The organism is Streptosporangium sp. NPDC000563, assembly GCF_040299985.1.
GTDB lineage: Bacteria > Actinomycetota > Actinomycetes > Streptosporangiales > Streptosporangiaceae > Streptosporangium.
On record NZ_JBEPDA010000005.1, the window covers coordinates 311,406 to 337,433 of the forward strand.

Sequence of the window (26,028 nt, forward strand, 5' to 3'; positions counted from 1 at the left end):
GCCTGGCTGGCCACGAACGCCCCTGACCTCGCGCCTCTGGCCGTGCCGGAATCATCGCGATGAGCGCGGGTCCGTCCTGCGGGGGAACCTCAATCCTGGTCAGGCGCGCGGAAGGGATCTCGGTATGAGCAAGGTGACCACCGGCATGCTGCACCATGTCGAGCTCTGGGTGCCCGACCTGCCGCGGGCCGTCGCCGGTTGGGGGTGGCTGCTGGGCGAGCTGGGCTACACCCTCTTCCAGGACTGGGCCGACGGGCGCAGCTGGCGGCTCGGCTCCACCTATCTGGTCCTTGAGCGGTCGCCCGCTCTCAGCGCGGACGAACACGACCGGTGCCGTCCCGGCCTGAACCATCTCGCCTTCCACGTCGAGAGCCGGGCCATGGTCGACGTCCTGGCCGAGCGGGCCCCGCGGCACGGCTGGACGCTGCTGTTCCCGGACCGCCATCCCCATGCCGGCGGCGAGCAGCGCTATGCCGCCTATCTGGAGGACGCCGACGGATTCGAGGTCGAACTCGTCGCCCTCGAAACGTCACGCCAGGACTGAGACCGCGCAGTCAGCCGAGCTTGAGCAGCAGTTCGGTGAGTTCGACCGGCATGGTGATCATGCAGTCGTGGCCCGTCTCCAGTTCCCACACCTGCGCCGGGCTGCCGTTGGCCTGTATCGCAGGGATGGCCCGCCGCTCGATGCCCTTCGGCACGCCGGCGACGCAGTGGATGTGCGTCCGCGGAATCATGCGCACGGCCGGGTCGTCCAGCCGGACCGGTTGCAGGAGACAGAGCACCGACTGATCCGACAACATCGTCCGCAGCCACGCCACGTCCGCGGGGTCGGTGACCCCGAACAGGCCCAGGGGTGGTGGCGACTCGGGCATCGGCGGGATCCGCCAGCCGGCCTCGGACTCCGCGGCGCGGTCGATGAGGGCCTGGGTCACGGGCTGCACGTCCACCGCGCTCTCGCCGTTCTCCGGGACCATCGCGTCGAGATAGACCAGGTGGGCGATCCGGTCCGGGATTCGGTTGGCGGCGGAGGAGATGACCAGCCCGGCGTAGCTGTGGCCCACCAGGATCACGTCGGTGAGGTCCTCCTCGGTGATCAGTCTGACGATGTCGTCGACGTGCGTGTCCAGCCCTACCTCGGGGCCGAGCAGATGCGCCTTGTCGCCGTGGCCGGTCAGTGACGGCGCGACCACCCGATGCCCGGCCGATGCCAGCAACGGGACCACCCGTTCCCAGCATTGCCCGCTGTGCCAGGCCCCGTGTACCAGCAAATACGTTGACATGGTGTTGCTCCTCGCTCCGGAAAGGGGCCGCCGGCTGATTTCGCCGGTGTTCGTCGTCTTGGAAGCGAGGTTTCCGCTCACCCGCTGACGGAGCCAGAGTCCCCGCGATCCTGGGGGTGACAGGGCCAGGAACGCACGACGGCGCGCGGATTACAGTGGCGACATGGGCGACGACCTCAATCTCCTCGGCGATTACGTACGCGCTCGCCGAGAGCTCGTCACTCCCGAACAGGCCGGCATCCCCTCCCAGGGGGTACGGCGTGTGCCGGGCCTGCGCCGGGAGGAGGTCGCGATGCTCGCCGGTATCAGCGCCGACTACTACCTGCGCCTGGAGCAGGGCCGCGACCGCAACCCCTCCTCGCAGGTCCTTGAGTCCCTCGCCCGCGTGCTGCTGCTCGACGACAACGCGACGTCCTACCTGCTCCGTCTCGGGGCGGGAAAACCCCGGCGAAGGCGGCGGCCCCGGAAGGAGACCGTCCCTCCGGGCGTCGCCAAGCTCGTCGTCACGCTTCCGCTTCCCGCGTACGTGGAGGGCCGCTATTTCGACGTCCTCGCCGCCAACGCACTGGCGACCGCTCTGTCGCCGCGACTCGTGGCGGGGGGCAACCGCCTGCGGGACGTGTTCCTCGACCCCGCCGAACAGGCCCTCTACCCGGACTGGGAGGACACCGCGCAGGGCATGGTCGCCGGCTTTCGCGGGTCCGTCGGCACCGACATCGACGACCCCCGATTCATCGAGCTCGTCGGCGAGCTCTCCCTCGCCAGTCCTCGCTTCAGCAGGCTCTGGGCCCGCCACGATGTGAACACGTGCGAGGGCACCCTCAAGCACATCGACCACCCCCAGGTCGGTGGCCTGTGGCTGAACCGGGAGAGACTGGGTGTCAGCGGCGCGACAGGCCAGACGCTCGTCGTCCTCCACCCGGACCCCGGCACCGACAGTGCCGACAAACTGGCGCTTCTCGCGTCCGTCACGCGGACGTGACCCCGCTCATGCTCAGCCGCCGACGAGGCGGCGATCACTCGTGTCGATACTGTCCGGCCTGATCCGGGAAACAGCGAGTCAACGCGTCCAGCGGGTGATGGCGCTCACGGCGTGCAGCCAGGACCTCGTCACGTGCGTGACAGAACGACCGGCCGTGTCCAGAGCCGGCGAAGGCTTCGGCGTTCGGTGAGCTGATCTCCGACGCCCGGTTGTGGGAACGTGGAAACCCACGTCACAGGACCGGTGAGATCGGTCCTGGGCGGGTTCAGCCGATGGAGATCAAGCCCGGAAACGGTCCGCGTGCTCGTCCACCCACTGCGTGTACGTACGTGCGGGACGGCCGGTCACCCGTACGACCGTGTCGTCCACGGTCTTGGAGGAATCGCTGGACTCGGCGTACCAGCCAACGACGTACTCGGCGTCCGCCCGGGACACTCCGGTGGCCGTCAGCCTGTCGATCGCCTGTTCGTGCGTTATCGGCTCGAAGGCGATGTCGCGGCGGAGCGTCCGCGACAGGATCGCGACCCGCTCACTCGGGGTGAGCGGTTCGGGACCGGTGAGGTTGTATGCCTGTCCCGCGTGGCCGTCGTCGAGCAGTGCGACGGCCGCCACGGCCGCGATGTCGGCCTCGTGCACCAGCGCGCTGGGAAGGTCGTACGGTTCTCGGACCACTCCTTCGGCTCGGATCGATTCGGCCCAGGTCAACGTGTTGGACATGAACTCCTGCGCTTCCAGACGTGTCCATTCCACGCCCGAGTCCGCCACCGCCTGCTCGACCGGACCCACCCAGCCGCCCCACAGCACGGTGAGGCGCTGAACACCGGCGGCGACCGCCCGCCGGACCAGCTCGGGGCCGACCTCGGCGAGTCCGTTCGTCACCGTGATGTGCAGCCGGTTGACGCCGTGGAGTGCGGCGTCCAGCTTCTCCGGTGTGTTGTGCGTGCCGGCCACCAGCTCCACCTCGGCCGGAAACCTTCCCGTGTTCGCCGCCGGATCCCGCGTCAAGGCCCGAACCCGCTCTCCTCGGCGGACCAGCTCCGCCACAACGTGTCGGCCGGTGTTCCCGGTGGCACCTGTCACCAAGGTCGTCACAGTCGCGCTCCTTACATCGTCTTTGTCCGGATGCGTCGTTGACGAACCTAGAAACTCAACCGCGCTTGAGGTCAAAGCACCCGCTCGCCCCTGTCGTTGCGAGGCGCGTCACCAGGTACGCGCGAAGCGACACCCCGATGGCCGCATCCGGCCTCTTCGGAGGCCGACAGGTCAACAGACCGACAGATCGACGGCCTCGCGTTCTCCTCGCGGAGACCTCCAATGGTCTTAGGTCCAAGGTCTCAGGCCATGCCGGACCGGACGTCCGATGCCGTCGGCCACGGCGGGCGGCATAGTCGTCCCGAAGACAGCGCGGAACACGCGAAGACGGCGCGGAACACGAGAGGGAGGGGAGGGGCGATGATCGGACCGGACGGGCCGAGCGCGGGGGCCGCCCATCCCAGTGCCCTCAGGGGGTGTGCCAACAAATGTCCGCCGGTTCCGGTGCAGCCATGACAGGCCACCGGACCACATACGGACGAAAGGCACACCCATGTCCACAACCCAGTCCCCGGCTCGCAGCCGACGGCCGGGATGGAGCCTCGCGCTGCTCGCGCTCGGGCATCTGATCATCAGTCTTGACTTCACCATCATCTATGTCGCTCTTCCCGACATCGCGGCCGATGTCGGCTTCACCCCGCACACCCTGCAATGGGTGGTCACCGCGTACGTCGTCCTGTACGGAGGTTTCCTGCTGCTCGGCGGTCGGTTGTCCGACCTGGTGGGACGCCGGCGGATGTTCGTGCTCGGCATGGTGCTGTACGGGGTGGCCTCCGTGCTGGGCGGCCTGGCCACGGCGCCCGCGGTGCTGCTCACCGCACGCGCTCTGCAGGGTCTCGCAGGCGCGGTGCTCTTCCCAGCGGTGCTCGCCCTGGTCAACACCACCTTCGCCGAGGGCAGGGAGCGCAACCGCGCGCTGACGGTCTGGGCTATGGCGGGCGCCGGTGGGCTCACGGCGGGCGCGCTCGCGGGCGGGGTGCTCACCCAGGCCCTGGGCTGGCAGGCCGTGTTCTACGTCAACGTCCCGCTCGCCGCCGCGGGGGCCGTCGCCGCCTTCGCCCTGCTGCCTCCCGACGGCCGTGTCACCTCGGGGAGCGTCGACGTGCTCGGAACGCTCACCGGTACGGCGGGCATCACGCTGCTGATCTTCGCGGTCGCGCACGGCTCCGAGGTCGGCTGGACGCGGGCCGAGGTGGTCGCCTCGGCCGTTCTCGCGATGGTCCTGCTGGCCGCGTTCCTGCGCGTCCAGGCTCGGGGGCGGACTCCGCTGATGCCGTTGCGGCTGTTCGGCAACCGCGCGTTCAGCGGAGCGGTCGTGGTCATTCTCGTCTTCGGGCTGACGATGCAGGCCGTGCCGTACTTCCTCACCCTGTATTTCCAGGATGTCCTTGGCTTCAGCGCTATGGAGACCGGGCTCGCGTTCCTCGGCCCGACCCTCTCGATCACAGCGGGGAACTTTCTCAGCGAGCGACTGGTCCATCGTTTCGGCACCCGGAGCACGCTGATCACCGGCATCGTCGTCAACGCCGTGGGCGCCGCGTTCCTCGCCCCCGGCATGCACACGGACGGTTCCTTCCTCACTGTCCTTGCCGGGATCGTCGTCATCGGTCTGGGCATGGGCATCACCTACGAAGCCATGTGGATCGCCGCTGGCACCGGTGTCTCGGCGGACGAGCAGGGGCTCGCCTCCGGGGTGGCCTCCACCGCGCTGCAGGTGGGAACCGCCGCGGGCCTGGCGGTCCTGGTGGCGGTCGCCAACCACGGCATCGAGGGGCTGTCCGGGCAGGCGTTGCGCGTCGCCTCCGCCGAGGGAATGCGCGTCGCCGTCTACGTCCTGGGCGCCGTCATGCTGACGGCCGTCCTCGCCGCCCTCAGGCTTCCCGGTCCGGGTGCCCGGGACGCCGCCGCGTCCCAGCCCGCCCCCGACCCGGACACTGCCGACCTGCACCCCACCGGCTGACATCGACTGAAACCGACTGCCCCCGGCTCACACCGGCTGACCTCGGCTGACGGGTCCGCGGTGCGTCCTGGAGGCCGTGACGACTCATGTCGCCTACCCTCTCTCCAGGAGAACCACCAACCGACCTGGGTGATCGCCCCGGTCGGTCGGTGGCACGCTCGTCGACGGCGCCCCTGCTCGGGTAGGTCTGCCGCCGTGTCCGATTCGTTCAAGACGACATTCCTACCGCTCGGGCATGTTGATCATATGGAACAAAAAGTACATTTCATTACTTTGTCGACACGCGATCTCGATGCCGCCCGCGCGTTCTACCGCGAAGGTCTGGGCTGGACGCCGCTGCTGGACGTACCGGAGGAGATCATCTTCTTTCAGGTGGCCCCCGGGATGGTCTTGGGACTGTTCGACGCGGAGAAGTTCGTCGAGGACATGCAGGGCACGGCGGTCGACGGCAAGCTGGGGGGCTTCACCCTGTCGGTCAACGTGCCGACCCCCGCCGACGTCGACGCCACCGTGCGGCGGGCCGTCGAGGTGGGTGGCACGCTCGTGAAGTCTCCCCAGACCGCGAACTTCGGCGGCTACCACGGCCATGTCGCCGACCCCAACGGAGTGATCTGGGAGATCTGCTACAACCCCGGCTGGCGGCTCGATGAAACCGGCCAGGTTCACCTTGGCCTGGTGGAGACGGGATAACCGCACTGTCCGGGCAGCCGCCCCCCTGCCTCACCTTGTTGTTCACCGCTCTTCAGGGGCACTCCCCCCAGCACGGGCCGGGATCGACGGGTGCGGTGGGGCGGTGGCGCTTCTCCTCGTCGGCATGCGTCCGGTTGACGCCGTGGAGTGCGGCGTCCGGCTTCTCCGGTGTGTTGCAACGTCACGCCGCTGCATCGTCGCCGCTGAGAGGGTGCCAGTAATGATCGCGGTCGGCTGTCGGTAATCACGATTCAGCACTGAGATGGGCCATGATTCATGCCGCCGGTACTGGACGGCGGCGAATATATCGATGTGAGCCGACGCCCCATTCGCTGGTGGAATTCAGCCGCTCTGCTGGCCATCGTCGCGCTGGTCACCACAGTGGTCTCGGTATGGCGAGCGCTGAAACCGGACGACCCGGTCAATCCGGCTGATCTGGCCGCGGTCGCGATCGCCGCATCGGTGGCCACGGCCGCCGTCGTGGCATGGGCCAAGCGCCGCAACACCAGCGCCAACAGACCCGCCGATGTGACGAAAGCCGCCGATGTGCTGGCCGACCTGGTGCGCAGGCAATGGCAGGACGAGGCCCGTAACCGGCTGCTTGATGACCCCGCACCCATTCCGATCCGCTGGCAGCTCACCGCCAACGAGACGGTGATGAGCATCCCTCGGCTGATCAGCACCGCGACCGAGTTCACCTTCGCCGGCCGCAGCGACGACATCGCCGCCCTCGCGAGTGACTTTCGTGCCCTGACCCGGCGGCGGCTGGTCATCACCGGCGGCGCGGGCATGGGCAAGACCACCCTGGCGATCCAGCTGCTGCTGCAACTGCTGTCCACCCGCGCGACCGATCAGGCCTGCGCCGACGAGAGAGAGATCGTGCCGGTGCCGGTGCTGCTGCCGGTCTCCGGCTGGGACCCCGGCGCCCATCCCCGGCTGCAGGACTGGCTCACCGTCCGGCTGGTCCAGGACTACCCGGCACTGGTCGCTCCCGAGCTCGGTGCCGGCGCCGCCGCCGCGCTCGTCTCCGGCGGTCACATCCTGCCCGTCCTGGACGGCCTGGACGAAATCCCCGCACCCGCCCGCGCCCAGGTGATCGCCGCGCTCAACGCCTCGCTGACCACTCGCGACCAGTTAATCCTCACCAGCCGCCGCGCCGAGTTCACCACCGCCATCCACGAGGTCGGCCGCCCGCTCACCGCAGCGGCGATCATCGTCCCTCAATCCCTCCCCTCACACACCGCCGCCGACTACCTGGCCGCCTGCCTCCCCGCCTCCCCGGCCCAGGGCTGGAGACAGACCCTGACCGCACTGCGCTCCCGCACCGTCCCCGGCCTGACCCAGCTCGCCGCCACCCCGCTGGGCCTGTGGCTGATCCGCACCGTCTACGTCACCCCCGGCACCGACCCCGCCCCCCTGACCGGCCCGCTCGGAGCCGACGCCAGCGCGCTACGCACTCACCTGCTGGACCACGTCATCCCCGCTGTCATCGCCGCCCGCCCGCCCAGCACCGACCCCGCCGACCACTTCCGTCCCCGCCACCTGCTCGACCCCGACACCACCCGACGCTTCCTGACCTACCTGGCCCACGTCTTCCCTCCGGCCACCCGCGACATCACCTGGTGGCACATCGCCCGCACCACACCCCACATCCGTTCAACAGTCGGGATCGCGCTCGGCCTCGCACTCGGAATCGGGTTCGGGATCGTGTTCGGGATCATCGGGACCATGTTCGGGATCTCGTACGAGACCGCGTCCCGGATCGCGGCCAGGAGCGTGTTCGGTCTCGTGCTCGGGATCGCGCTCGGAATCACGTTCGGGCTCACGAGCGGGCTTGTGCGCGCCAAGCCCTGGGTCAACGAAAGGCCCGGCTACGCAGACCCGCACCTGCGCGGACGAACCTCTCTTCTCTTCCGCTCCATGAAAGACGCCCTCACGTTCGGGCTCACGATCAGGCTCACGATTGGGATCATGTCCGGGCTGACGCTCTCGTTCGTACCGTCGACGCTCAATGTCGATCTCGATTCCGGGGTCTTTTTACGTCCCGGCCGAGTCAATTTTTTCGATCTCAATTTTGAATTCATATTCGGGTTCGGGTTTCTAGTCTGGCTAGGGATCACGCTGGCATCCGGGCTGATCACATGGGCGGAACAACCCACACTCGCATCGACCAGCACGCCCCGCTCCAGTTGGCGAGCCGACAGAGCGCTTACCCTTCTGCGATTGGTCGTGGCCGTGCTCGCGTGCGGGCTCGTATTCGGGCCCTTGGTCGGGCTCGATATCGCGACCGAGATCAGGACCGGGATCTCGACCGAGCTCTGGGACTGGGTCTGGGAACAGCTCACGACCCTGCTCATGATCTGGCTCGCGTTGGGGCTCACGCTCGGGCTCGGGGCCGGGACCGTGATGGGCAAGCATCATGCGTGGCTGGTCTGCACCATCGCGGTGACCCGGTTAGCCCTCCAACGCCGGCTTCCCTGGCGGATTATGGATTTTCTCGATGACGCTCACCGCCTGGGACTGCTGCGTGCGGTCGGTCCGGTCTATCAGTTTCGCCATGCGGCCCTGCACGACCATCTCGCCACTACCGCCCCTTCTGGTGAAGCCTCGTAATCACTGATTCGTCTCGCCCTCTTCGCGTCCCCTTCGGCCCGGTACCGCTGTCAGAGGGACGGCCAGTTGCGCAGGGCCGCGTCGGCCGCCTTTGGAACACGGCGATGATCCGATGTTGTCCCCCGATCTCGCCTGGCCGACATGGGCCCTGGTCGGCAGCGGGTGCTGGAGCTCCTCGTCGAGGATGGCCGACGAGAGCCGGAGAAGTGGGGGCGGTGACGCTCTGCGTGAGCGGACCGGTCACGTGTCCCAGGTGACCGAGAGGCTTTTGACCCCGTAGATGTCGGCGGTCTCCGGGCGTAGGGCGATCTCCTCAGCCGGTACGGCCAGGCGCAGGGTGGGGAAGCGGGCGAGCAGGGCGGGGAAGGCGACCCGCAGCTCGACGCGGGCGAGTTGCTGGCCCAGGCACTGGTGGATGCCGTGGCCGAAGGCCAGATGCCCGCCGTCCTGCCTGCGCAGGTCGAGCCGGTGGGGGTCGGCGAAGCGCTCGGGGTCACGGTTGGCGGTGTTGTACGACAGGATCATCATCGAGCCGGCCCTGATGGTCTGGCCGCCCAGCTCGACGTCCTCCAGCGCGACCCTGAAGAACTGTTTGGCGACGCTCAGATATCTCAGCAGCTCCTCCACGGCCCGGTCGACGAGCGCGGGGTCGGCGCGCAGGGCGGCGAGCTGCTGCGGGTTCTGCAGCAGCGCGAAGGTGCCCAGCGCGAGCATGTTGGCGGTGGTGTCGAACCCGGCCGACAGCAGGATCAGGGCCATGCCCTTCAGCTCCTCGTCGGTCAGGTCGCTGTCGAGCAGGTCGCTGAGCACGTCGTCGGTGGGGTTGGCGCGCTTGGCGGCCACCAGCTCGGCGAGGTATTCCTGGGTCGCGGTGTAGGCCGCGATGAGTTCCTCGTCGGCGACCTCCCCGCCGAGGAACTTGTCGATGTTCTCCTGGAAGCGGCCGCGGTCCTCGTACGGCACGCCCAGCAGTTCGCAGATGATGACGGAGGGGATGGGCTTGGCGAACGCGGTCACCAGGTCGGCCGTCGGGCCGGCCGCCTCCATCGCGTCCAGGTGCTCGGCGGTGACCTGCTCGACGCGCTCGGTGAGCTGCCGCATCCGCCGGACGGTGAATTTGCCCACCAGCGGTTTGCGATAGCGGCTGTGCTGTGGCTCGTCCATCAGCAGGAACTCGCCGGGCGGTGCCGGAGGGACCTCGATGTCGCCGAAGTCGACCAGCGGGTGGTGGCGCATGAGCTCTCTGCGTGAGCTGAAGCGAGGGTCGGCCAGGACCGCTCTGACCAGGTCGTAGCCGGTGACCAGCCAGCCGGCGTGTCCGTCGGGGAAGGTGTAGCGGCTGATCGGGCCGTGCTCGCGGGCGTCGAGCAGTTCCTTGGGCGGGTCGAAGGGGCAGCCGGGCGGGCGCGCGGTCGGCAGCGTGGTGACGATGTGTTCCATGGTCGTTCCTCTTCTCGGCATGGGGGTTACTCGCGATGGCGCCGCGTGTTCTTCGCGGCTCGAAGTCGCTGTCGACTTCGGGAGGCGCATGAGCCGAACCGGGTGTCCGCGAGTCGAGGTGCGGCTTGGCGGGTGGACTCGCGGTCGAACGGCTTCTTCGACCAGGCGGGGCTCAGCGGTTCTTCGACCGGACGCGGTTCAGCGGGTGGACTCGCGGTTGAAGAGCCTCTTCGACCAGAGGTAGCCGCCGAGGCCGATGACGAGGCACCAGCCGACCGCGATGGCGGCGCTGTTTCCGATCGGGGTGCCCATCAGCAGGCCGCGCAGGGTCTCGATGAGCGGTGTGAACGGCTGGTACTCGGCGAACCAGCGCAGCACGGTCGGCATCGAGTCGGTCGGGACGAACCCGCTGCCCAGGAACGGGAGCAGCACCAGCGGCAGGCCGACGTTGCTGGAGGACTCGACGGTCTTGCTGGCCAGGCCGAGCGCGACCGCCAGCCAGATGAAGGCGAAGGCCATCATCACCAGGACCCCGGCGAGGGCGAGCCAGTCGCCGGGGCCCGCCGACGGCCGGAAGCCGATGAGCAGCGCGACGCCGAGCACCGCCGCGATGCTGAGCATCGTCTGGATGAGGCTGCCGATGACGTGTCCGGTCAGGACGGACACGCGGGCGATCGCCATGGTGCGGAACCGGTCGACGATGCCCTCGGTCATGTCCATCGCGATCGAGATCGTGGTGCCCTGGATCGCGGCGGTGATCGTCATCAGGATGATCGCGGGGGTGACGTAGTTGACGTATTCGGCGCGTCCGCCGGTGACTCCGCCGATCCCGGCGCCGAGCGTGCCGCCGAAGACGTAGACGAACAGCAGCAGGAAGACGATCGGCATGCCGATGAGCTGCAGTGTCATGGACGGGTAGCGCACCATGCGTCTGAGGTTGCGGCGGAGCATCGTCGCCGAGTCGGTCAGGGCGTGCGACATGGTGCTCATCGGGGGGCCACCTTCTCCTTGTTGCCGGTGAGAGCGAGGAAGACGTCGTCGAGGTCGGGGGTGTGCACGCTCAGCGAGCCGACCTCGACCGCGTCGCGGTCGAGCCGGTCGAGCAGGGCCTTCAGCGATGTGAGGCTGCCGTCGTGCGGTACGCGCAGGACGAGCGTGTCGCTGTCGCGGGACACCTCGCCCACGGCGCGTGCGGCGGATTCGAGGTCGCGTTCGTCGGCGAACCGCAGCAGGACGTGGCCGCCGGGGACGCGCCGCTTGAGCTCGTCCGCAGTGCCCTCGGCGACGATCTTGCCGTGGTCGAGGACCGCGATCCGGTCGGCGAGCTCGTCGGCCTCCTCCAGATACTGGGTGGTGAGGAAGATGGTGACGCCACCGGCCACGAGCTCCCGCACGATCTGCCACATGGCGCGGCGGCTGCGCGGGTCGAGCCCGGTGGTCGGCTCGTCGAGGAAGATCACCTGTGGTGAGCCGACCAGCGTCATCGCGAGGTCGAGCCGTCGCCGCATCCCGCCGGAGTAGGTCGCCGCCGTCTTCTTCGCCGCGTCGGCGAGGTCGAACTGATCGAGCAGCCGCGCGACCCTGCGCCTGCCCGTCTTGCGGTCGAGGTGGTGCAGGTCGGCCATGAGGGCGAGGTTCTCCTCGCCGGTGAGCAGGTTGTCGACCGCGGAGAACTGGCCGGTGACGCCGATCGCGGCGCGCACCGCGTCCGGCTCGGTGGATAAGTCGTGCCCCGCGACGCGCGCGCTGCCTCCGTCCGCCCGGATGAGGGTGGACAAGATCTTGACCGTGGTGGTCTTGCCGGCGCCGTTCGCGCCGAGCAGCGAGAAGACGGTGCCGCGCGGGACGTCCAGGTCGACGCCGTCGAGCACGACGTGGTCGCCGTACGAGCGGCGCAGCCCGGTCGCCGTGATCGCGGAGGGGGACGGCATGTTCATGAGAGACCCTTCTGATGTCTGGTCAGGAGCGACGGACGGTGATGTCGCCGAACGACGTGTGCGCGCGGACCTCGACGGTCTGCTCGGACTCCTCGGGTGCCTCGCCGAGGTCGTCCAGCGAGTTGGACACCCGCCCGTAGGAGGTGTCCAGGTCGAGCCATGCGGCGGTGCCGGAGGCGATGCCGATGTCGAGGTGGCCGGTCGAGGTGTGCAGCGTGACCGTGTCGCGTGCGACCCGGCCGACGCGAATGGCTCCGTTGGAGGTCTTGGCGTCCACCAGCGCGTCGGCCCGGTCGACGGAGATGTCACCGTTGGCCGAGCGCACCCGCAGCTCACCGGTGACGGTGCCGAGGTCGGTGTTGCCGTTGGAGTTCTTGACGACGGCGGCGCCGTCGATCTCGCCGATGCGCACGCGTCCGGTGCCGGTGGAGACCTCGACGTCGCCGGTGACCGCTTCGACGGTGATGTCGCCACCGGAGGTGCTCAGTCGAAGCGGCCCGGTCCGGTCGAGGTGGAAGTGCCCGGCCGACGCCTTGAACCGGCACTCTCCCAGCGTGCCGACGCCGCGCAGGTCTCCCATCGACAGGTCCGCCTGCACGTGTGAGCCGGTGGGGAGCTCGATGAGCAGGTCGACCGATCTGGTCTTCTTGGAGAAGTCGAGCATGCGGGCCTTCGGCCCTCGCACCGTCAAGGTGCCGTTGGCGTATTCGACGCGGGTCTTCTGCGCGGCGTCCACGTCGGACTCGTCGGACGCGTCGCTCGGCCGCACCTCGACGACGGTGTCGGTCCGGTCGCTCGCGATGATCTGGACGTCGCCGATGAAGAGCTCGATCGTGGCGGAGATCGGTTCGGGCGTGGCGAAAATTGGCATGGCTGTCCCCTCGGAGTGAGTCAGAAGAACATTTCCGCTGGTCGGAAGTGTGTGGAGAAAGTGGCTCTGGATGTCGGGGTGGGCCGGTGAGCCCGGCCGGTGAAACGCCGTACGCCGCGTTCGCCGCGTCGGTCGGGTGGGCCGGTGAGCCCGGCCCGTGGGACGCCGCGCGACGCGTCGGTCGGCTGGGTCAGCGAGCCCAGCCGGTGGAACGCTGCGCGCCGCGTTTGCCGCGTCGGTCGGAGTCGTGGTCGCGCTCCGAGGCACGCAGCGCGGTCGAGGCGGCCCGCACCAGCCAGGCGTTGAGCGAACGGCCCTCCTTGGCGGCCGCCTCCTCGATCGCGGCCTTGAGCTGCTCGGGGAGGCGGACGTTGATCCGTGTCACCGGCCCGTCCTCGAAGCTCGCCGCGGCGTCGTCGGCCGACGGCGCGCTCGGAGCCGGGGTGTCGGCGGCGAGATGCTCCATCTGCCGAACCGCCACGACGAAGCTCGGGTCACGCCCCCGCAGGTGAACCTGGACCGAACCGGGAGCCAGATCTCGGGTGATCTCGTCGGCGGCCGCCGACAACGCCTCAAGCAGGGTGAGCCGGATCGCCGACTCCATCGAAACGGTCAACCGCTCGATCAGCACACTGGCGTCGCCTTCACCGGTCTCGGCGGCGGTCAGCAACTCGCGACCGAGCGAGGCCACATACGGGGTCAAGTCCATGGCATCACTATGGCACACGGTGATGCCACACACAAGCCATATTGGCTCAGCTTGGCATCACTCTGGCTCAGGACGGCCGTCCGGGCGATATCGACCTCGCGGGCGTCGGTCTTTCCCAGTGGCGGCCGACGGCGTTCGACGGCGCCGTCATCACCGCCGACCGCCGCCGGGAAAGGCCGACGCTGTTTCCCTCGTCGGCGGCCCGGTGCCCGGAGGGGAAGGAAGGCCGAGGTCAGCGGGCTATGTATGTGATCATCGCTGGGTGGTCGACCGGGACAGTGCCGTTGTAGCAGCTGACGTACCGGATGCTCACATACGTCGAGTACGTCTCCCAGGGGTAGTACAGATTGCAGAACTCCGGGCCGTAGCCGAACGCGGTCACCTGGACGTTGTCCGCATATCCGTTGACCTCGCCGAACATCACCTGTTTCCTGGCGACCCCGAAATTGTTGAGCTGCAGGCCCCCGGACTGCGAGTTGTAGTTGACCGGGTACGGCGTCGGCACATAGGGGCCCTGGGTCGCGGGGGCGTTGTCGAAGGTGTAGGCGAAGCGGTACCCCGAAGGCGTCCAGGTGATGGCCCGCTCGCGGTGGTAGGTCAGGCTCCATCCGGTGTTCAGTGATGTGCCGACGGCGTCGTAGCAGCGCACCACGATGCTCTGCGCGGCCGTCGTCGCGCTCCATCCGCCCAGCTTGCAGTGTGCCGGTACGGTCGGCTCGACCGCGGTGACCTGGATGTTCCCAGCCTGGCCCGCCGAGCCGAGTCCCGGCAGGGTGACCCGCCACGTTCCCGGGGCCGTCAGCGGCACGACGGTGTTCACCGCGGCCGGCCCCGAGGAGTTGAACCCCGTGGCCACGGCGGAGCCGTCCCAGTGCACGTACCCGAACGCCTGGCGCGCGGGCAGGTACTGTTCGCTGGAGCCGAAGGTGACCGAGAACCGCGAGGCGATCGGCCCGACGCCGTACCGGTGACACCGCACCGCCACGATCTCGTCGGCGCCCGACTGCCACCAGCCCTCGACCTGGCACCAGTCGGCTGAGGAGGAGATCGCCGTGACGTGGGCGACTCCCCCCGCGGCCATTCCGATCTGCGGGAACCTCACGAACACCTGACCGGGCTCGCCCTGGGTGGCCTCGACCTTGAGCCCCTGCGGCCACGAGCCCGCCTGGTGCAGGGTCTCCACCACCGCGCTGCCTCTGACGACGGCGAATCCCCAGCGGGGAGGCTCGGCCGCGGTGGCGGTCACAGTGGCTGCGGCGGTCGTGACGGTCCCGGTGAGCCCGGTCGCGGCGAGGGCCGCGACGCAGAGCGTTCTTACGATCACTGCCCATAGCCGGCGCATGTCATCCCTCGTCCGCATCGGAGTGGTGGTCATGAGCGGGGATGGCGCGCGGGCGCCCCCAGACTCTTGATAACCCGCCGACCGGGCGGTCGAGAAGGCCCAATTTGACCGCTGAACTTGACTCCTGTTCGACGGTCAAAGTCGAGAGTGGTTCACCTTCTCAGCGCGGGGGGCACAGACCGATGACCACCGACCGCCGTCCCGCCTTCCGAGCCGCGCCTTCCGGGGTAACCCGGCGAGCTTCTCGCCGGGCCACCCCGGTCGGATTACGGGATGCGGGCCGATCGAGCGAGACGATCAGGCGATCAGGTGAGTGGTCGAGAGAGACGGGCGGTGACGCCGGTCAGGTTTTCGGCTTCAGCAGGTGGTGCCGCAGCCGCACGTAGCCGTACCCGTCGGACAGGTTGAGCGTCGCCACCTTCGGCGTGACCCAGGAGAAGGTGCCGTCAGAGTCGTGATCCCGGAAGTCGATCTTCACCCAGGTGTGGGTGTCGCCCACCGCGACCACCGTTCCCTCCTCGAAGTGGAGCCGGCCGTTGATGGCCGGCATGTCCACCACCCACCGCTCCGTCTCAAGATCGGGGACGGCGTAGACGGTCTGCTCCGCGATGGAGGGCCCCAGCGGATAGTCCTCGAACAGCCGGCCGTCGGCGACGACATCGGACCACACGACCACGGTGCCGACCTTCAACCCCGCAACGGCCACCACCGGAGGCCGGGAGACGGCGGCCTTCTTCGCCTGGAGGTACTCCTCGTAGCTCGCGGCGGTGAACACCGGGGAGATCTCCCCGGGAATCACGAACTCCTCGCCGGGATGCCTCGGACCGAAGACGAAACGCACGGTGATGGTCTTCTCGTGCACCGTGAACCGGTATTCGATCGGCGAGTGATGACCTTTGTCGTCGCGTTTGTAGGAGTGAGCGCACAGGGCCTTGTAGACGGCGAGGACGCGGGGACCCCAGTTGGCCAGGTCACCGGGGTCGGCCGGGATCACGTACGCCGCTCCCATCTCGATCAGACGGGTGACCAGTTCCTTGATCGCCCCTTCCGTCGAGTCGGCGGAGCACTTGGGCGCCAGACCGGCGACCAGTCCGAAGGAGCACTCCCAGGCGCGCTGGAAATCCTCGATGTGTTCCCGTTCGGAGATGCGAACCTCGGCGGCGTCCTCGGTGGTTATCTCCGCCACCAGGTTGAAGGCGCCCCCCTTCGGCTCAGCGGGCTTCCACACGCAGGGCTTGCCCGACTGGAGATAGCGGACGATGCCGCCGCCCCACCCCTGGGAGGTGCAGGTCGCCATGTCGAACTGGAACGTGCCAACACCGATCCCGAAGGAGTCGTGCTGGGACGGGTCGTACGGCGGACCGCTGACCAGGACCAGGTCGCCGGGTTTCCCCTGCGTGGCCAGGGTGATCGTCCTCGGCGTCCAGTAGTCGCTTATCCCCAGCGCCTTGGGGAATCCGCGCAGCTGGTCGGGTGCCACGACTCGGTAGTTGTGAGGGGGGTGATAGGAGGTGCTCATGCTGGTCAACCTAACCCGCACGGGACTCGCCGACCAGCGCTATTTTCGCTGATTTCCATTTATGGTGCAGAGTTCAATATAAATCGCTTTTTTGATGGTTTCAGCTGTTTTGTAACTGAATCCTTCTCGCCGACGTACCGGGCGAGCGGGCATGACGAAGCCATGACACCCCCATGGGGTGACCGGGAATCTACAGCACCTTCCGTGGTGCGAATACCACGACACCCGGACCAAAGGCTCACTTCCCACTGGATAGCTTTGAAAGAGCGCCGTCAAGGCCCCCGGTCCGATGCCCCCTGAGCACACCCGACGTACGGCATCCCGGTCGGATCGGAAGTCCCGGAAGCTCAACGCCTCGTCCAGCACCAGGAGGTCACGTGAATTCCTTGGAGCTCGAACGCCGTCTGATCGAAGCGATCAACGCTCATGATCTGCACCGATTACTCGACTGCTACAGCCCGGACGCCGTCCTCGTCTCACCGGCGGGCACGCTGGAGGGACACGAGCAGATCGCCTGGTTCTACGAGCAGTACTTCAAGGGGTTTCCCGACTTCAAGAAGACGGTCTGGCTGGAGGTCCCCTGCGAGGATCCCGTGGTCGCGGAATGGACGCTCACCGGCACCCACACGGGGCCCTTCCTCCTGCCCGACGGGCGCGAGGTGGAGGAGACCGGCCGCCGCATCACCATCCGCGGCGCGTGCATGGCCTACGTCGCCAACGACAAGATCATTACGCAACGGGACTACTTCGACCAGCTGGAGCTGTACAGCCAACTCGGCTTCGGCCTGACCGACCTCGGCCTCCCCGGCACGTAGGTCCTGACCGAACCCGGACACAGGTCCCGACCGAACCCGGCACACAGATCAGGCGCCCGCCCCCGGGCCACCCCACCCCCTGCCACAGCTCCTTAGGTTAGGCTCTGCTAACTTCTACAGCGATGCAGTTGCAAGCGCCATGATCGAAGGAGCACCCCGGTGCCGACGTCCCTCCCCAGAACCATGCTCAAACTGGCCACCACGGGTGCTCTCCTCTTCGGTCTGGCCGCGTGCGGCGGCGAGTCCGCGGACACCGGCGATGCCGCCGGCCAGGCGGCCGAGAAGAAGATCACCGTCTACAGCGGGCGCAACGAGGCCCTGGTCAAGCCCCTGCTGGAGAAGTTCACCGCGCAGAGCGGCATCGCCGTCGAGGCCCGCTACGCCAGTACCTCGGCCATGGCCACCCAGCTCCTGGAAGAGGGGGAGAAGTCACCGGCGGACGTCTTCTTCGCCCAGGACGCCGGCGCGCTCGGCGCCGTCGCCAAGAAGGGGATGTTCGCCCCGCTTCCCGCCACCGTGCTCGACAAGGTGCCCGCCACCTACCGCGCCAAGAGCGGGGAGTGGGTCGGCGTCACCGCCCGCTCGCGGGTGCTGGTCTACAACCCCGACCTGGTCCCCGCCGACCAGCTGCCCACCTCGGTGTTCGACCTCACCGCTCCGGAGTGGAAGGGCAAGGTCGGGGTGGCCCCGACCAACGCGTCCTTCCAGTCGTTCGTCACCGCCGTGACCGTGCAGCACGGAGAGGCCAAGGCGAAGGAGTTCCTCGCCGGGCTCAAGGCCAACGAGCCGCAGATCCGGGAGGGCAACGGCCCGATCCTGGAGGAGGTCGACTCCGGCAAGGTCGCCGTCGGCCTGATCAACCACTACTACCTGGGCGAGCTGGCCAAGGAGCGGGGCAAGACGCCCGACGGGCTCGCCGCCAAGCTGCACTTCTTCCCCGACGGGGACAGCGGCGCCCTGGTCAACGTGGCGGGCGTCGGCGTGCTGAAGAAGGCCGCCGGCAACCCCGACGTGCAGACCTTCGTCGACTACCTGCTCGGCGCCGAGGCGCAGAAGTATTTCGCCGAGGAGACCTTCGAGTACCCGGTCCTCGCCGACGCCGCCCCGCCCGCCGGGGTGCCCGCCCTGGACGAGCTGAAGGTCCCCTCGGTCGACCTGAACGACCTCGACCAGCTTGAGGCGACGATCGCGCTCATCAAGGAATCGGGACTGGTCCCCTGAGAACGTCGCCGCTCTCCGTGAGGCGGCCGGGTCGCGGCGGATCCTCGCCGCGGCCCGGCCGTCCCGGCGTCCCGGCAGGAGGTGCGAGGCGGCCCCGTCCGGCCAGGCCCGTGGTGCTGGCGCTGTCGGTGCTCGCCGTCGCGGTCGCCCTCATCCCGCTCGCCTACCTCGCCGTCCGGACCGCCGAGGCGGGCGGCGCCAGGATCGCCGAGGAACTGCTCACCGCGCGGGTCGCGGCGCTGGCGGCGAGCACGCTCGCGCTCGCGGCCGTGGTGACCCTCGCCTGCCTGGTGCTCGGGGTCGGCTCGGCCTTCCTGCTGGTGCGCACCGACCTGCCGGGCCGCCGCGTCTTCGCCGTCCTCGCCGTCCTGCCCCTCGCGGTGCCGACCTACATCGCCGCCTTCGCCTGGGTGTCGGCGGTGGACGGCTTCGAGGGCTTCTGGGCGGCGGCCCTGGTGCTGACGCTCTGCTCCTACCCCTACGTCCTGCTGCCGACCGCCGCGGCCCTCGCCGGTGCCGACCCGGCGCAGGAGGAGGTGTCGCGGTCACTGGGCCACGACGCCTGGCACACCTTCACCCGGGTGACGCTGCGCCAGATCCGCCCCGCGATCGCCGGTGGCGGGCTGCTGGTGGCGCTGTACGTGCTGTCGGACTTCGGCGCGGTCTCGATCCTGCGCGCCGACACCTTCACCCGCGCCATCTTCCTCGCCTTCGACCTCGGCTTCGACCGTACCGGCGCGCTGGTGCTGTCGACCGTACTCGTGGCGCTGACCGTGCTCATCCTGGCCGGGGAGGGCGCGACCCGGCGGCGCGGAGCCCGCTATGCCCGGCTGAGCGGCACCCGCCGCCCGCCCGCCAGGGCCGCCCTGGGCGCGGCACGCCTGCCCGCCGCGGCCGCGCTGCTCGCCGTCGCGGTCCTCGCGCTCGGCGTCACCGCGTACAGCCTCGCCCGGCGGATGGCCGAGGGCATCTCCCGTCCGGGAACCTGGCCGGAGGTGCTGGCCGCCGCGGGCAACTCCCTCCTGCTCGCGCTGGCGGGGACGGCGCTGACCATGCTGCTCGCCTTGCCGGTCGGGGTGTTGAACGCCCGGGTGCCGGGGCGCCTGTCCGCGACGCTGGAGCGGCTCAGCTACCTCAGCCACGCCCTGCCGGGGGTGGTGATCGGCCTGTCCCTGGTGTTCTTCGGGATCAACGTCGCCTTCCCGCTCTACCAGACGACCTGGCTGCTCGCGCTCGCCTACGCCGCGCTCTTCCTGCCGCTGGGCGTCGCCGCCGTCGCCACCGCGACGGCCCAGGCGCCGCCCGTACTCGAAGAGGTCGCCCGCTCCCTGGGCAAGGGGCCGCTCGCGGTGCTGGGCACGGTGACCCTGCCGCTCACCCTGCCGGGGATCGGCGCCGGCGCGGCGCTCGTCTTTCTCACCTGCATGAAGGAACTGCCCGCGACGCTGCTGCTCCGCCCGACCGGTGTCGACACCCTCGCCACCGAGCTGTGGTCGAACACGGCGGTCGCCGCCTACGCGGGCGCCGCCCCCTACGCGGTGTTGCTCGTGTTGTTGTCATCGGTGCCCACCTGGCTGCTCGCCGCGCGTACCGGGATTCTCAGCAAGGAGGTTCAGCGGTGAGCCGGTTGGAACTGCGCGGGCTCGCCCGGCGCTACGGGTCCGTCGCCGCCCTCGACGGGGTCGACCTCACCGTGCCGAGCGGCACCCTCACCGCCGTCCTCGGCCCCTCCGGCTGCGGCAAGACGACCCTGCTGCGCTGCGTGGCGGGCTTCGAACGCCTCGACGCGGGAGAGATCACCGTCGACGGGCGGGTCGTCGCCGGTCCCGCCGCGCACACGCCGCCCCAGCGGCGCCAGATCGTGATCGTGCCGCAGGAGGGCGCGCTCTTCCCCCACCTGTCGGTGCGCGAGAACGTGGGGTACGGGCTGAGCCGGGCCGAGCGGCGGGGCGACAGGATCGAGGAGGCGCTGAGCCTGGTCGGCCTGGCCGGGTACGGCGATCGGATGCCGCACCAGATGTCCGGAGGACAGCAGCAACGGGTGGCGGTCGCCCGCGCCATGGCGCCGCGCCCCTCCCTCATCCTGCTCGACGAGCCGTTCAGCGCGCTCGACGCCGGGCTCCGCGCCGAGTTGAGGCACGACGTACGGGCCGCGCTGCGCGCGGACCGCGCCACCGGGATCCTGGTCACCCACGACCAGGGCGAGGCGCTGTCGACGGCCGACCAGATCGCGGTGATGCGCGAGGGCGTCATCGTGCAGAGCGGCTCCCCCACCGATGTCTACCACCGGCCCGCCGACGCCTGGGTGGCCGCCTTCGTCGGCGAGGCGATCCTGCTGTCCGCACAGGACGAGCCGGGTCACCACGGTGATCCCGCGGTGTTGCGCACCGCGCTCGGCCCGGTCGTGGTGGCCGAACTCCCCCCGGGAGGCGGGGCGCTCACCGTGCTGGTCCGTCCGGAACAGGTCCGGATCACCACGCCACCGGCACCGCAGGCCGTGATCGCGACCGTGGTCGGCGACGACTTCCACGGCCACGACGCGCTCGTCACCCTGAGCCTGTCCGACGGCACGCACGTCATCGCGCGGGTGACGGCACCGACCGAGCCGATGACCGTCGGCGACAGGGTCGGTGTCCAGGTGGAGGGCGGCGGCCTGGCCTGGCGCGACCGGCCGGGCACCGGGTGACACGGGAGGACGCTCCTTCCCGCCCGGTCTTCCCACGGGGTGAACACGGTCGCACCGGGTGAACACGGTCGCACCGGCCATGGTCACGGTCCTCGTGCGGTCCCGTGAATGGGCGGCGCGCTCATCGACTCGCCGAGGAGGCCCGCTGGGCCGAGGCCGGCCGGGGGCCGCCGGCCACGGCTGCGCCACCAGGCGATGGCGGCCTTCATCTACCGCGTCGGCGTAGGTGTCGGGCCGATCATGTCCGGGTGGGAACACGCCGACGGCGATCAAGCTCACGTGTTCGCACCCCCATGTCTTTCTCATTATCGATAGTGATAATGTTCTGATCGTGAGTACTTCGACAGGGCGCTGGGCCGAGTTGGCGCTCCATCCCGTGCGCATCCGCATCCTGGGCGCCGTGGCCGGCGGCCGTCGCACGGCATCCGATCTGGCGGGCCTGCTGCCCGACGTGCCACAGGCGACGCTGTACCGGCAGATCGCCACGCTGGCCAAGGCGGGTCTTCTGGAGGTGGTGGACGAACGCAAGGTCGGAGGAGCGACGGAGCGGATTTACGTCGTGGCGCAAGGCGGGGTGACCCCCACCGCCGAAGCGCTGGCTTCGACTTCCACCGAAGATCACGCGCGGTATTTCACCGCGTTCATCAGCAGCCTGCTGTCGGAGTTCTCGCGCTACCTCGCCAGGGAGCACGTCGACCTGGCTGCCGACGGCGCCGGCTACCAGCAGCTGGTGCTGCACCTGGATGACGAGGAGTTCATCCGCTTCGCGCAGGGGTTCGCCGAGTTGGTCCAGCCCCTGCTCACCAACGAGCCGGGACGAGGCCGCACGGCCCGGTTGCTGGCGACGATTCTCCTCCCTCTGACGAAAGAAGGCTGACACATGGCGACGGTGATCATCAAAGACGGTTCGATCATTATGGAGTTCGGCCCGTGGGAGCGATTCTTCGTCGGCCGCGCCCGGCACACCATTCCCTTGGCGGCGGTACGACAGGCGATCGCCGCGGATCAGCCGCTGCGTGTCCCGCGCGGCGCAAGAAGGGGACTGACCGTGTCAGGCCACACCAAGATCGGCGTGTGGGGCCTCTACGGTGGTCCACGGCAACTGGTGTCGGTCAACCGCCACCTGCCCGGAGTGCACCTGCTGCTGGATCGCGCGAGCTCCGGCGGCGAATTCGACGAAGTCGTCATCTCGGTCCCCGACACCGACCGGCTCGTCGAGGCGATCCGGGCCGTGGCCTCATGAGCGGCATCGAGGTCCGTGACCTGACGAAGAGGTACGGTGCGCTCACCGCCGTCGACGACCTCAGCTTCACCGTCAGACCGGGAGCGGTCACCGCCTTCCTCGGCCCCAACGGGGCCGGCAAGACCACGACCATGCGCATGATGATCGACCATGTCGTGCCCACGTCCGGCAGCGTGACGATCGGTGGACGACGCTACCGCGACATCCCTCGTCCGACCACCGTGGTAGGCGCGGTCTTCGACGCCGCCTCCTTCCATCCGCACCACTCGGCAAGGGACCACCTGCGAATCTACGCCGCGATGGGCGGATACCCCAGTGGCCGGGTCGAGGACCTGCTCAGCCTTCTGGGCCTGGCCGGGGCCGCCGGGCGCAGGACGGGCGGTTTCTCCACCGGCATGCGGCAGCGGCTCAACCTGGCCACCGCTCTGCTGGGCGACCCCCACGTCTTGCTGCTGGACGAGCCGAGCAACGGCCTGGACCCCGAGGGCATCGCGTGGCTGCGGTCCTTCCTGCGCGATCTGGCCGATGAGGGCCGCACCATCCTGGTCTCCAGCCACGTGCTCAGTGAGGTCCAGCAGGTCGTCGACGACGTGGTGGTCATCAGGCAGGGGCGGTTGCTGGCCGCAGGCTCCCTGCGTGAGCTGTCCGATACGACGCAAGCCGTGCTGGTACGCACGCCCGACGCCGCCGAGCTGCGGCCGATCCTGTCACGCCAGGCCCACCAGGTGGACGCGACCGGCCCGCAGAACCTGCGCGTCCACGGTCTCGACCCGGCCCAGATCGCCGATCTGGCCGCTGCTCACGGGTTGCGCGTCCACGGCCTGACCACCGAACACCGCAGCCTGGAGGAGATCTTCCTCGACCTGACCGGCGAACGGACGAACGCATGAAGCCCCTCATCCACGCGGAGCTCCGCAGGCTGCTCGCCACCCGGATGTGGCTGGGCACCCTACTCGTGGCCGCCCTCCTCGGCGGCGGCCTGATCGGACTGCTTGCCCTCGTCGGACCGGAGAACTTCGACCCCCCGATGCCAGGGCTGCACACCGAAGCCGGAGTGCGAGCCGTTGTCGGCTTCCTCAGCTTCACCGCCTTCATCCCCGCCGCGATCGGCACCCTGGCCGTGACCTCGGAATACCGGCACCGGACCATCAACTTCACGTTCCTGTTCGCGCCGGAGCGCTGGCGGGTGCTGGCCGCCAAGCTCATCACCTACGGTCTGGCGGGCATGATCTACGGACTCGTCCTGTCGGGCACCGCTGCTGTGGCGTTGTTCGGCGCCGCCGCGGCCCGCGGCATCAGCCTGGGGCTGCCCGCCGGGACCGTCATCGAGCTGCTGGGCCGCCTGGCGGTCGCGATGGTCGCCTACACAGTGCTCGGCGTGGGCATGGGCGCGCTGATTCGCCACCAGATCGCGGCGTTGTGCGTGGTGATCGGCTACCTGTACGGGGCGGAGCTGCTGCTCATCATGATCCCCGGTGTCCGCAACCTGTACCCCTGGCTACCCGGTGGCGCGACCGCGGCACTGACCGACTTCACCGCCGTGGCCGACGCCATGGCCCGGCAACTGTCCAGCGACCCCGTCCAGTTGGTGTCTCCGACGGCCGGGACGTTGATCCTGCTCGGATACACCGCGCTGGCGAGCACGGCCGCGCTGCTCCAGCCGATGCGCCGCGACCTCGCCTGATCGCTCCCAGCCGGCTCCGTCGCCGCCCCGATCTCCGGGAAGCGCAACCATCTTCTTGTCGGCCAGGCACCGGCGCGGCCTGCTCCGGCCGTCTGTCCTGACCCGCCCTCGTGCGGACCGCGATCAGGTCACGCCGAACGCAGGTCGCCGTCGAAGACCTTGTCCAGGAAGTCCTCCAGGTTGACGGTGGTCCTCGCGATCCGCTCCTCCATGGTGAGCGTCTCCTCGAACCGCACGCCGGCCTCCGACCGTTTGATGCCCCGCATGTAGAGGGAGCAGGCGAGGTCGGCGCAGATGTAGGTGCCGACCGTGTTGCCCTGGCGGCCCGCCGCGCCGACCCTGGGCGCGACGAACAGGGCGACCCCGCTGCCGGAGTGGGGGGTCACGCAGATCGAGCACACGGTGCTCTTGGTGAAACCCCTGCGCACATCCTGCGCGACGCGCAGGGTGACGCCGACGAGCTCGCCCTGCCGCTCGACGACCAGGTAGCCCCGGTCGGGAGCCCCGGGATCGCGCCAGCCGAGGAAGTCGAGGTCGGCCCAGGGGAGCTCGGGCAGGCCCCTGGGCAGGTTGATCCTGCTCGCCTCCCCCTTGGAACAGTTGACGAAGGCTCTGCGTATCTCTTTCTCGCCGACCGGATTCATCACTCACCTACCGTTACCACGATCATCGGAAAACCTCCCCGCGCCCCGCCTCCGCCGGCGCCGCGCTCGGCGCCTCCACCGGCCCGCGAGCGGTCAGGTCATGCGCGACCAGGACAGGTTAGGCCAGTCCGCCGACCGATCGGACCAGGTCGGACCCGGATGGGCAGGCCGGGGCAGGGCTCGGCCGGGCCGAGGTGCTCTCGGCTCTTCGGGCAGCGGCCAGTGTCTCAGCACGTCCCGGAGGACGTCGAGGGATTTTTCCACGGCTCGGCGGCCGAAAGGCGACGGGAAAGAGACGGTGGCCGGTCCCCGTGGGGGCCGGCCACCGCTTCAACGGCCCTGACTCGGACGAGGCGTTCCGTTCCCCGAGGGAATCTCATGCCGTTTTCGGCCCTCGCCGAACAGCGGCCGTCAACGCGCTGAGCCCCGGTAAATCCAGCACGGACGAGAACAGCATTCGGCATAGGCTGAGGACCAGGGAACCTGGAAGCTTCCAGGGTGCTGTTAGGGCGGGTGGATGCGAACGATCCTCTTACAGGCCGAAGGCTCTGGCGCCGAACCGGCCGTCATCGAGCTTGCCCCAGGCCACGAGATCGTTTTTGGTCGCGGGACGGCGAGCGTCCCCGTCGACTTTCCGCTGGATCATCCGGAGATCTCCAGGCGGGCCGGGGTCATCCATGCCATGGAGGATTACTGGCTGCTCACCAACCTCAGCCGTAATTCCACCCTGGTCGTGGAGAATCCCGAAGGCGGAGGAGAGTTCCTCAAGGTGGCTCCTCGGCGGGTCGCGGCGCCCGTGCCGTTCGAGTTCGCCCGCGTGGTGCTTCCGGTGGCGGGCGGCGCCTGTTCCTTCCTGGTGTTCGCCTCGCAGCACAGTTTCATCGACCCCGACACACCCGAGAGTCTGACGGTCGGCGAGCCGACGATCTCCAGCTTCTCCCTGGACGAGACGGCGAAATACTTCCTCGTGCTGGTCGCGCTCTGCGAACCGCGCCTTCGCGACTGCGCCTCCTCGGTCATCCCGACGGTGCCGGAGGTGTTGGAGCTGCTGCGCGAGGTGCCCGGCTGCGAGGGGCTGACCCGCGCGGCGGTCAACTTCCACATCGACTATCTGGCGCGTAAGAAACTGCGCGTCAAACCGTCGGCCGGTTCGCGCAAGGCCGACTGGCAACGCGCCGCGCTGGTCTCCGTCGCGCTGCGCTTCGATCTGGTGCGGGAGGAGCACCTGCAGCGACTGAGCCTGTGATCACGGCTGACGCCCGGCGCCCCCTCCCCGCGATCACGGCCGACGCCCCCTCCG

24 protein-coding genes are annotated in these 26,028 nt (G+C 69.1%); 14 read left to right on the plus strand and 10 right to left on the minus strand.

What is annotated here, in order from left to right; all coding sequences use genetic code 11:
* The first annotated feature begins 124 nt into the window (after positions 1 to 124).
* Entirely contained in the window at positions 125 to 544 is a 420-nt protein-coding gene (locus ABT352_RS16500) for a VOC family protein (protein ID WP_350945674.1), read from the plus strand.
* A 10-nt stretch (positions 545 to 554) separates the two neighbouring features.
* Here ABT352_RS16500 and ABT352_RS16505 read toward each other — a convergent pair whose 3' ends face one another.
* Positions 555 to 1,280 carry an alpha/beta fold hydrolase gene (locus ABT352_RS16505; RefSeq protein WP_350945675.1) on the minus strand — a complete coding sequence of 242 codons (726 nt, stop codon included), beginning with the start codon at positions 1,278 to 1,280 and terminating at the stop codon, positions 555 to 557.
* A 163-nt stretch (positions 1,281 to 1,443) separates the two neighbouring features.
* Here ABT352_RS16505 and ABT352_RS16510 point away from each other — a divergent pair, with 163 nt between their 5' ends.
* On the plus strand, positions 1,444 to 2,262 hold the full coding sequence (locus ABT352_RS16510; protein WP_350945676.1) for a helix-turn-helix domain-containing protein: 819 nt from the start codon (positions 1,444 to 1,446) through the stop codon (positions 2,260 to 2,262).
* Between the two features lie 279 nt (positions 2,263 to 2,541).
* On the opposite strand, the gene ABT352_RS16515 is transcribed toward ABT352_RS16510, so the two are convergent.
* Positions 2,542 to 3,354, minus strand: coding sequence for an NmrA family NAD(P)-binding protein (locus tag ABT352_RS16515; protein ID WP_350945677.1), 813 nt, complete (start codon positions 3,352 to 3,354; stop codon positions 2,542 to 2,544).
* Positions 3,355 to 3,847: 493 nt separating this feature from the next.
* Between ABT352_RS16515 and ABT352_RS16520 the strand changes: the two genes are divergently transcribed.
* From ABT352_RS16520 to ABT352_RS16530, 3 genes are all read left to right on the plus strand, one after another.
* Positions 3,848 to 5,314 carry an MFS transporter gene (locus tag ABT352_RS16520; protein WP_350945678.1) on the plus strand — a complete coding sequence of 489 codons (1,467 nt, stop codon included), beginning with the start codon at positions 3,848 to 3,850 and terminating at the stop codon, positions 5,312 to 5,314.
* A gap of 246 nt (positions 5,315 to 5,560) precedes the next feature.
* Positions 5,561 to 6,004: a VOC family protein gene (locus ABT352_RS16525; protein WP_350945801.1), complete on the plus strand. Its 444-nt coding sequence runs from the start codon at positions 5,561 to 5,563 to the stop codon at positions 6,002 to 6,004.
* 276 nt (positions 6,005 to 6,280) lie between these two features.
* Positions 6,281 to 8,617: an NACHT domain-containing protein gene (locus tag ABT352_RS16530; protein WP_350945679.1), complete on the plus strand. Its 2,337-nt coding sequence runs from the start codon at positions 6,281 to 6,283 to the stop codon at positions 8,615 to 8,617.
* Between the two features lie 240 nt (positions 8,618 to 8,857).
* Here the strand turns inward: ABT352_RS16530 and ABT352_RS16535 are convergent, their stop codons facing one another.
* The 7 genes from ABT352_RS16535 to ABT352_RS16565 form a co-directional block, all read right to left on the minus strand.
* Positions 8,858 to 10,057, minus strand: coding sequence for a cytochrome P450 (locus ABT352_RS16535; protein WP_350945680.1), 1,200 nt, complete (start codon positions 10,055 to 10,057; stop codon positions 8,858 to 8,860).
* A gap of 198 nt (positions 10,058 to 10,255) precedes the next feature.
* The gene (locus ABT352_RS16540; protein WP_350945681.1) at positions 10,256 to 11,047 is read right to left on the minus strand and encodes an ABC transporter permease; all 792 of its coding nucleotides are present in this window, start codon (positions 11,045 to 11,047) and stop codon (positions 10,256 to 10,258) included.
* Positions 11,044 to 11,994, minus strand: coding sequence for an ATP-binding cassette domain-containing protein (locus tag ABT352_RS16545; RefSeq protein WP_350945682.1), 951 nt, complete (start codon positions 11,992 to 11,994; stop codon positions 11,044 to 11,046). Before ABT352_RS16545 ends, ABT352_RS16540 begins: the two co-directional genes overlap by 4 nt.
* Positions 11,995 to 12,016: 22 nt before the next feature.
* On the minus strand, positions 12,017 to 12,865 hold the full coding sequence (locus ABT352_RS16550; RefSeq protein WP_350945683.1) for a DUF4097 family beta strand repeat-containing protein: 849 nt from the start codon (positions 12,863 to 12,865) through the stop codon (positions 12,017 to 12,019).
* A gap of 190 nt (positions 12,866 to 13,055) precedes the next feature.
* On the minus strand, positions 13,056 to 13,574 hold the full coding sequence (locus ABT352_RS16555; protein WP_350945684.1) for a YlcI/YnfO family protein: 519 nt from the start codon (positions 13,572 to 13,574) through the stop codon (positions 13,056 to 13,058).
* 232 nt (positions 13,575 to 13,806) lie between these two features.
* Complete coding sequence (locus ABT352_RS16560) at positions 13,807 to 14,898, minus strand: hypothetical protein (RefSeq protein WP_350945685.1); 1,092 nt, start codon at positions 14,896 to 14,898, stop codon at positions 13,807 to 13,809.
* A 361-nt stretch (positions 14,899 to 15,259) separates the two neighbouring features.
* Positions 15,260 to 16,435, minus strand: coding sequence for a hypothetical protein (locus tag ABT352_RS16565; RefSeq protein ID WP_350945686.1), 1,176 nt, complete (start codon positions 16,433 to 16,435; stop codon positions 15,260 to 15,262).
* Positions 16,436 to 16,812: 377 nt separating this feature from the next.
* Here ABT352_RS16565 and ABT352_RS16570 point away from each other — a divergent pair, with 377 nt between their 5' ends.
* From ABT352_RS16570 to ABT352_RS16605, 8 genes are all read left to right on the plus strand, one after another.
* Positions 16,813 to 17,250 (plus strand): ester cyclase, encoded by a 438-nt coding sequence (locus ABT352_RS16570; protein ID WP_350945687.1) that lies wholly within the window; start codon positions 16,813 to 16,815, stop codon positions 17,248 to 17,250.
* Positions 17,251 to 17,409: 159 nt separating this feature from the next.
* Positions 17,410 to 18,471: an iron ABC transporter substrate-binding protein gene (locus ABT352_RS16575; protein ID WP_350945688.1), complete on the plus strand. Its 1,062-nt coding sequence runs from the start codon at positions 17,410 to 17,412 to the stop codon at positions 18,469 to 18,471.
* A 110-nt stretch (positions 18,472 to 18,581) separates the two neighbouring features.
* A complete protein-coding gene (locus ABT352_RS16580; RefSeq protein ID WP_350945689.1) occupies positions 18,582 to 20,093 on the plus strand; it encodes an ABC transporter permease in 1,512 nt (503 codons plus the stop codon).
* Positions 20,090 to 21,157, plus strand: a complete 1,068-nt coding sequence (locus tag ABT352_RS16585) for an ABC transporter ATP-binding protein (RefSeq protein ID WP_350945690.1) — start codon at positions 20,090 to 20,092, stop codon at positions 21,155 to 21,157. The genes ABT352_RS16580 and ABT352_RS16585 overlap by 4 nt, the downstream gene beginning before the upstream one ends.
* Positions 21,158 to 21,488: 331 nt before the next feature.
* On the plus strand, positions 21,489 to 22,034 hold the full coding sequence (locus tag ABT352_RS16590; protein WP_350945691.1) for a helix-turn-helix domain-containing protein: 546 nt from the start codon (positions 21,489 to 21,491) through the stop codon (positions 22,032 to 22,034).
* 3 nt (positions 22,035 to 22,037) lie between these two features.
* A complete protein-coding gene (locus ABT352_RS16595; protein WP_350945692.1) occupies positions 22,038 to 22,400 on the plus strand; it encodes a hypothetical protein in 363 nt (120 codons plus the stop codon).
* Positions 22,397 to 23,290, plus strand: a complete 894-nt coding sequence (locus ABT352_RS16600; RefSeq protein ID WP_350945693.1) for an ABC transporter ATP-binding protein — start codon at positions 22,397 to 22,399, stop codon at positions 23,288 to 23,290. The genes ABT352_RS16595 and ABT352_RS16600 overlap by 4 nt, the downstream gene beginning before the upstream one ends.
* Complete coding sequence (locus tag ABT352_RS16605; RefSeq protein WP_350945694.1) at positions 23,287 to 24,084, plus strand: ABC transporter permease; 798 nt, start codon at positions 23,287 to 23,289, stop codon at positions 24,082 to 24,084. The genes ABT352_RS16600 and ABT352_RS16605 overlap by 4 nt, the downstream gene beginning before the upstream one ends.
* A 128-nt stretch (positions 24,085 to 24,212) precedes the next feature.
* Here ABT352_RS16605 and ABT352_RS16610 read toward each other — a convergent pair whose 3' ends face one another.
* Entirely contained in the window at positions 24,213 to 24,728 is a 516-nt protein-coding gene (locus ABT352_RS16610; protein WP_350945695.1) for an FBP domain-containing protein, read from the minus strand.
* A gap of 517 nt (positions 24,729 to 25,245) precedes the next feature.
* Here ABT352_RS16610 and ABT352_RS16615 point away from each other — a divergent pair.
* Positions 25,246 to 25,974, plus strand: coding sequence for an FHA domain-containing protein (locus ABT352_RS16615; RefSeq protein WP_350945696.1), 729 nt, complete (start codon positions 25,246 to 25,248; stop codon positions 25,972 to 25,974).
* The last annotated feature ends 54 nt before the right edge of the window (positions 25,975 to 26,028 follow it).

Excerpts from the sequence above, each read along its gene's own strand:
- ABT352_RS16500 (WP_350945674.1), top strand. The coding sequence starts at position 125 with ATGAGCAAGGTGACCACCGGCATGCTGCACCATGTCGAGCTCTGGGTG.
- ABT352_RS16505 (WP_350945675.1), bottom strand. The coding sequence starts at position 1,280 with ATGTCAACGTATTTGCTGGTACACGGGGCCTGGCACAGCGGGCAATGC.
- ABT352_RS16510 (WP_350945676.1), top strand. The coding sequence starts at position 1,444 with ATGGGCGACGACCTCAATCTCCTCGGCGATTACGTACGCGCTCGCCGA.
- ABT352_RS16520 (WP_350945678.1), top strand. The coding sequence starts at position 3,848 with ATGTCCACAACCCAGTCCCCGGCTCGCAGCCGACGGCCGGGATGGAGC.
- ABT352_RS16525 (WP_350945801.1), top strand. The coding sequence starts at position 5,561 with ATGGAACAAAAAGTACATTTCATTACTTTGTCGACACGCGATCTCGAT.
- ABT352_RS16530 (WP_350945679.1), top strand. The coding sequence starts at position 6,281 with ATGCCGCCGGTACTGGACGGCGGCGAATATATCGATGTGAGCCGACGC.
- ABT352_RS16535 (WP_350945680.1), bottom strand. The coding sequence starts at position 10,057 with ATGGAACACATCGTCACCACGCTGCCGACCGCGCGCCCGCCCGGCTGC.
- ABT352_RS16540 (WP_350945681.1), bottom strand. The coding sequence starts at position 11,047 with ATGAGCACCATGTCGCACGCCCTGACCGACTCGGCGACGATGCTCCGC.
- ABT352_RS16545 (WP_350945682.1), bottom strand. The coding sequence starts at position 11,994 with ATGAACATGCCGTCCCCCTCCGCGATCACGGCGACCGGGCTGCGCCGC.
- ABT352_RS16550 (WP_350945683.1), bottom strand. The coding sequence starts at position 12,865 with ATGCCAATTTTCGCCACGCCCGAACCGATCTCCGCCACGATCGAGCTC.
- ABT352_RS16555 (WP_350945684.1), bottom strand. The coding sequence starts at position 13,574 with ATGGACTTGACCCCGTATGTGGCCTCGCTCGGTCGCGAGTTGCTGACC.
- ABT352_RS16565 (WP_350945686.1), bottom strand. The coding sequence starts at position 16,435 with ATGAGCACCTCCTATCACCCCCCTCACAACTACCGAGTCGTGGCACCC.
- ABT352_RS16595 (WP_350945692.1), top strand. The coding sequence starts at position 22,038 with ATGGCGACGGTGATCATCAAAGACGGTTCGATCATTATGGAGTTCGGC.
- ABT352_RS16600 (WP_350945693.1), top strand. The coding sequence starts at position 22,397 with ATGAGCGGCATCGAGGTCCGTGACCTGACGAAGAGGTACGGTGCGCTC.
- ABT352_RS16605 (WP_350945694.1), top strand. The coding sequence starts at position 23,287 with ATGAAGCCCCTCATCCACGCGGAGCTCCGCAGGCTGCTCGCCACCCGG.
- ABT352_RS16610 (WP_350945695.1), bottom strand. The coding sequence starts at position 24,728 with ATGAATCCGGTCGGCGAGAAAGAGATACGCAGAGCCTTCGTCAACTGT.
- ABT352_RS16615 (WP_350945696.1), top strand. The coding sequence starts at position 25,246 with ATGCGAACGATCCTCTTACAGGCCGAAGGCTCTGGCGCCGAACCGGCC.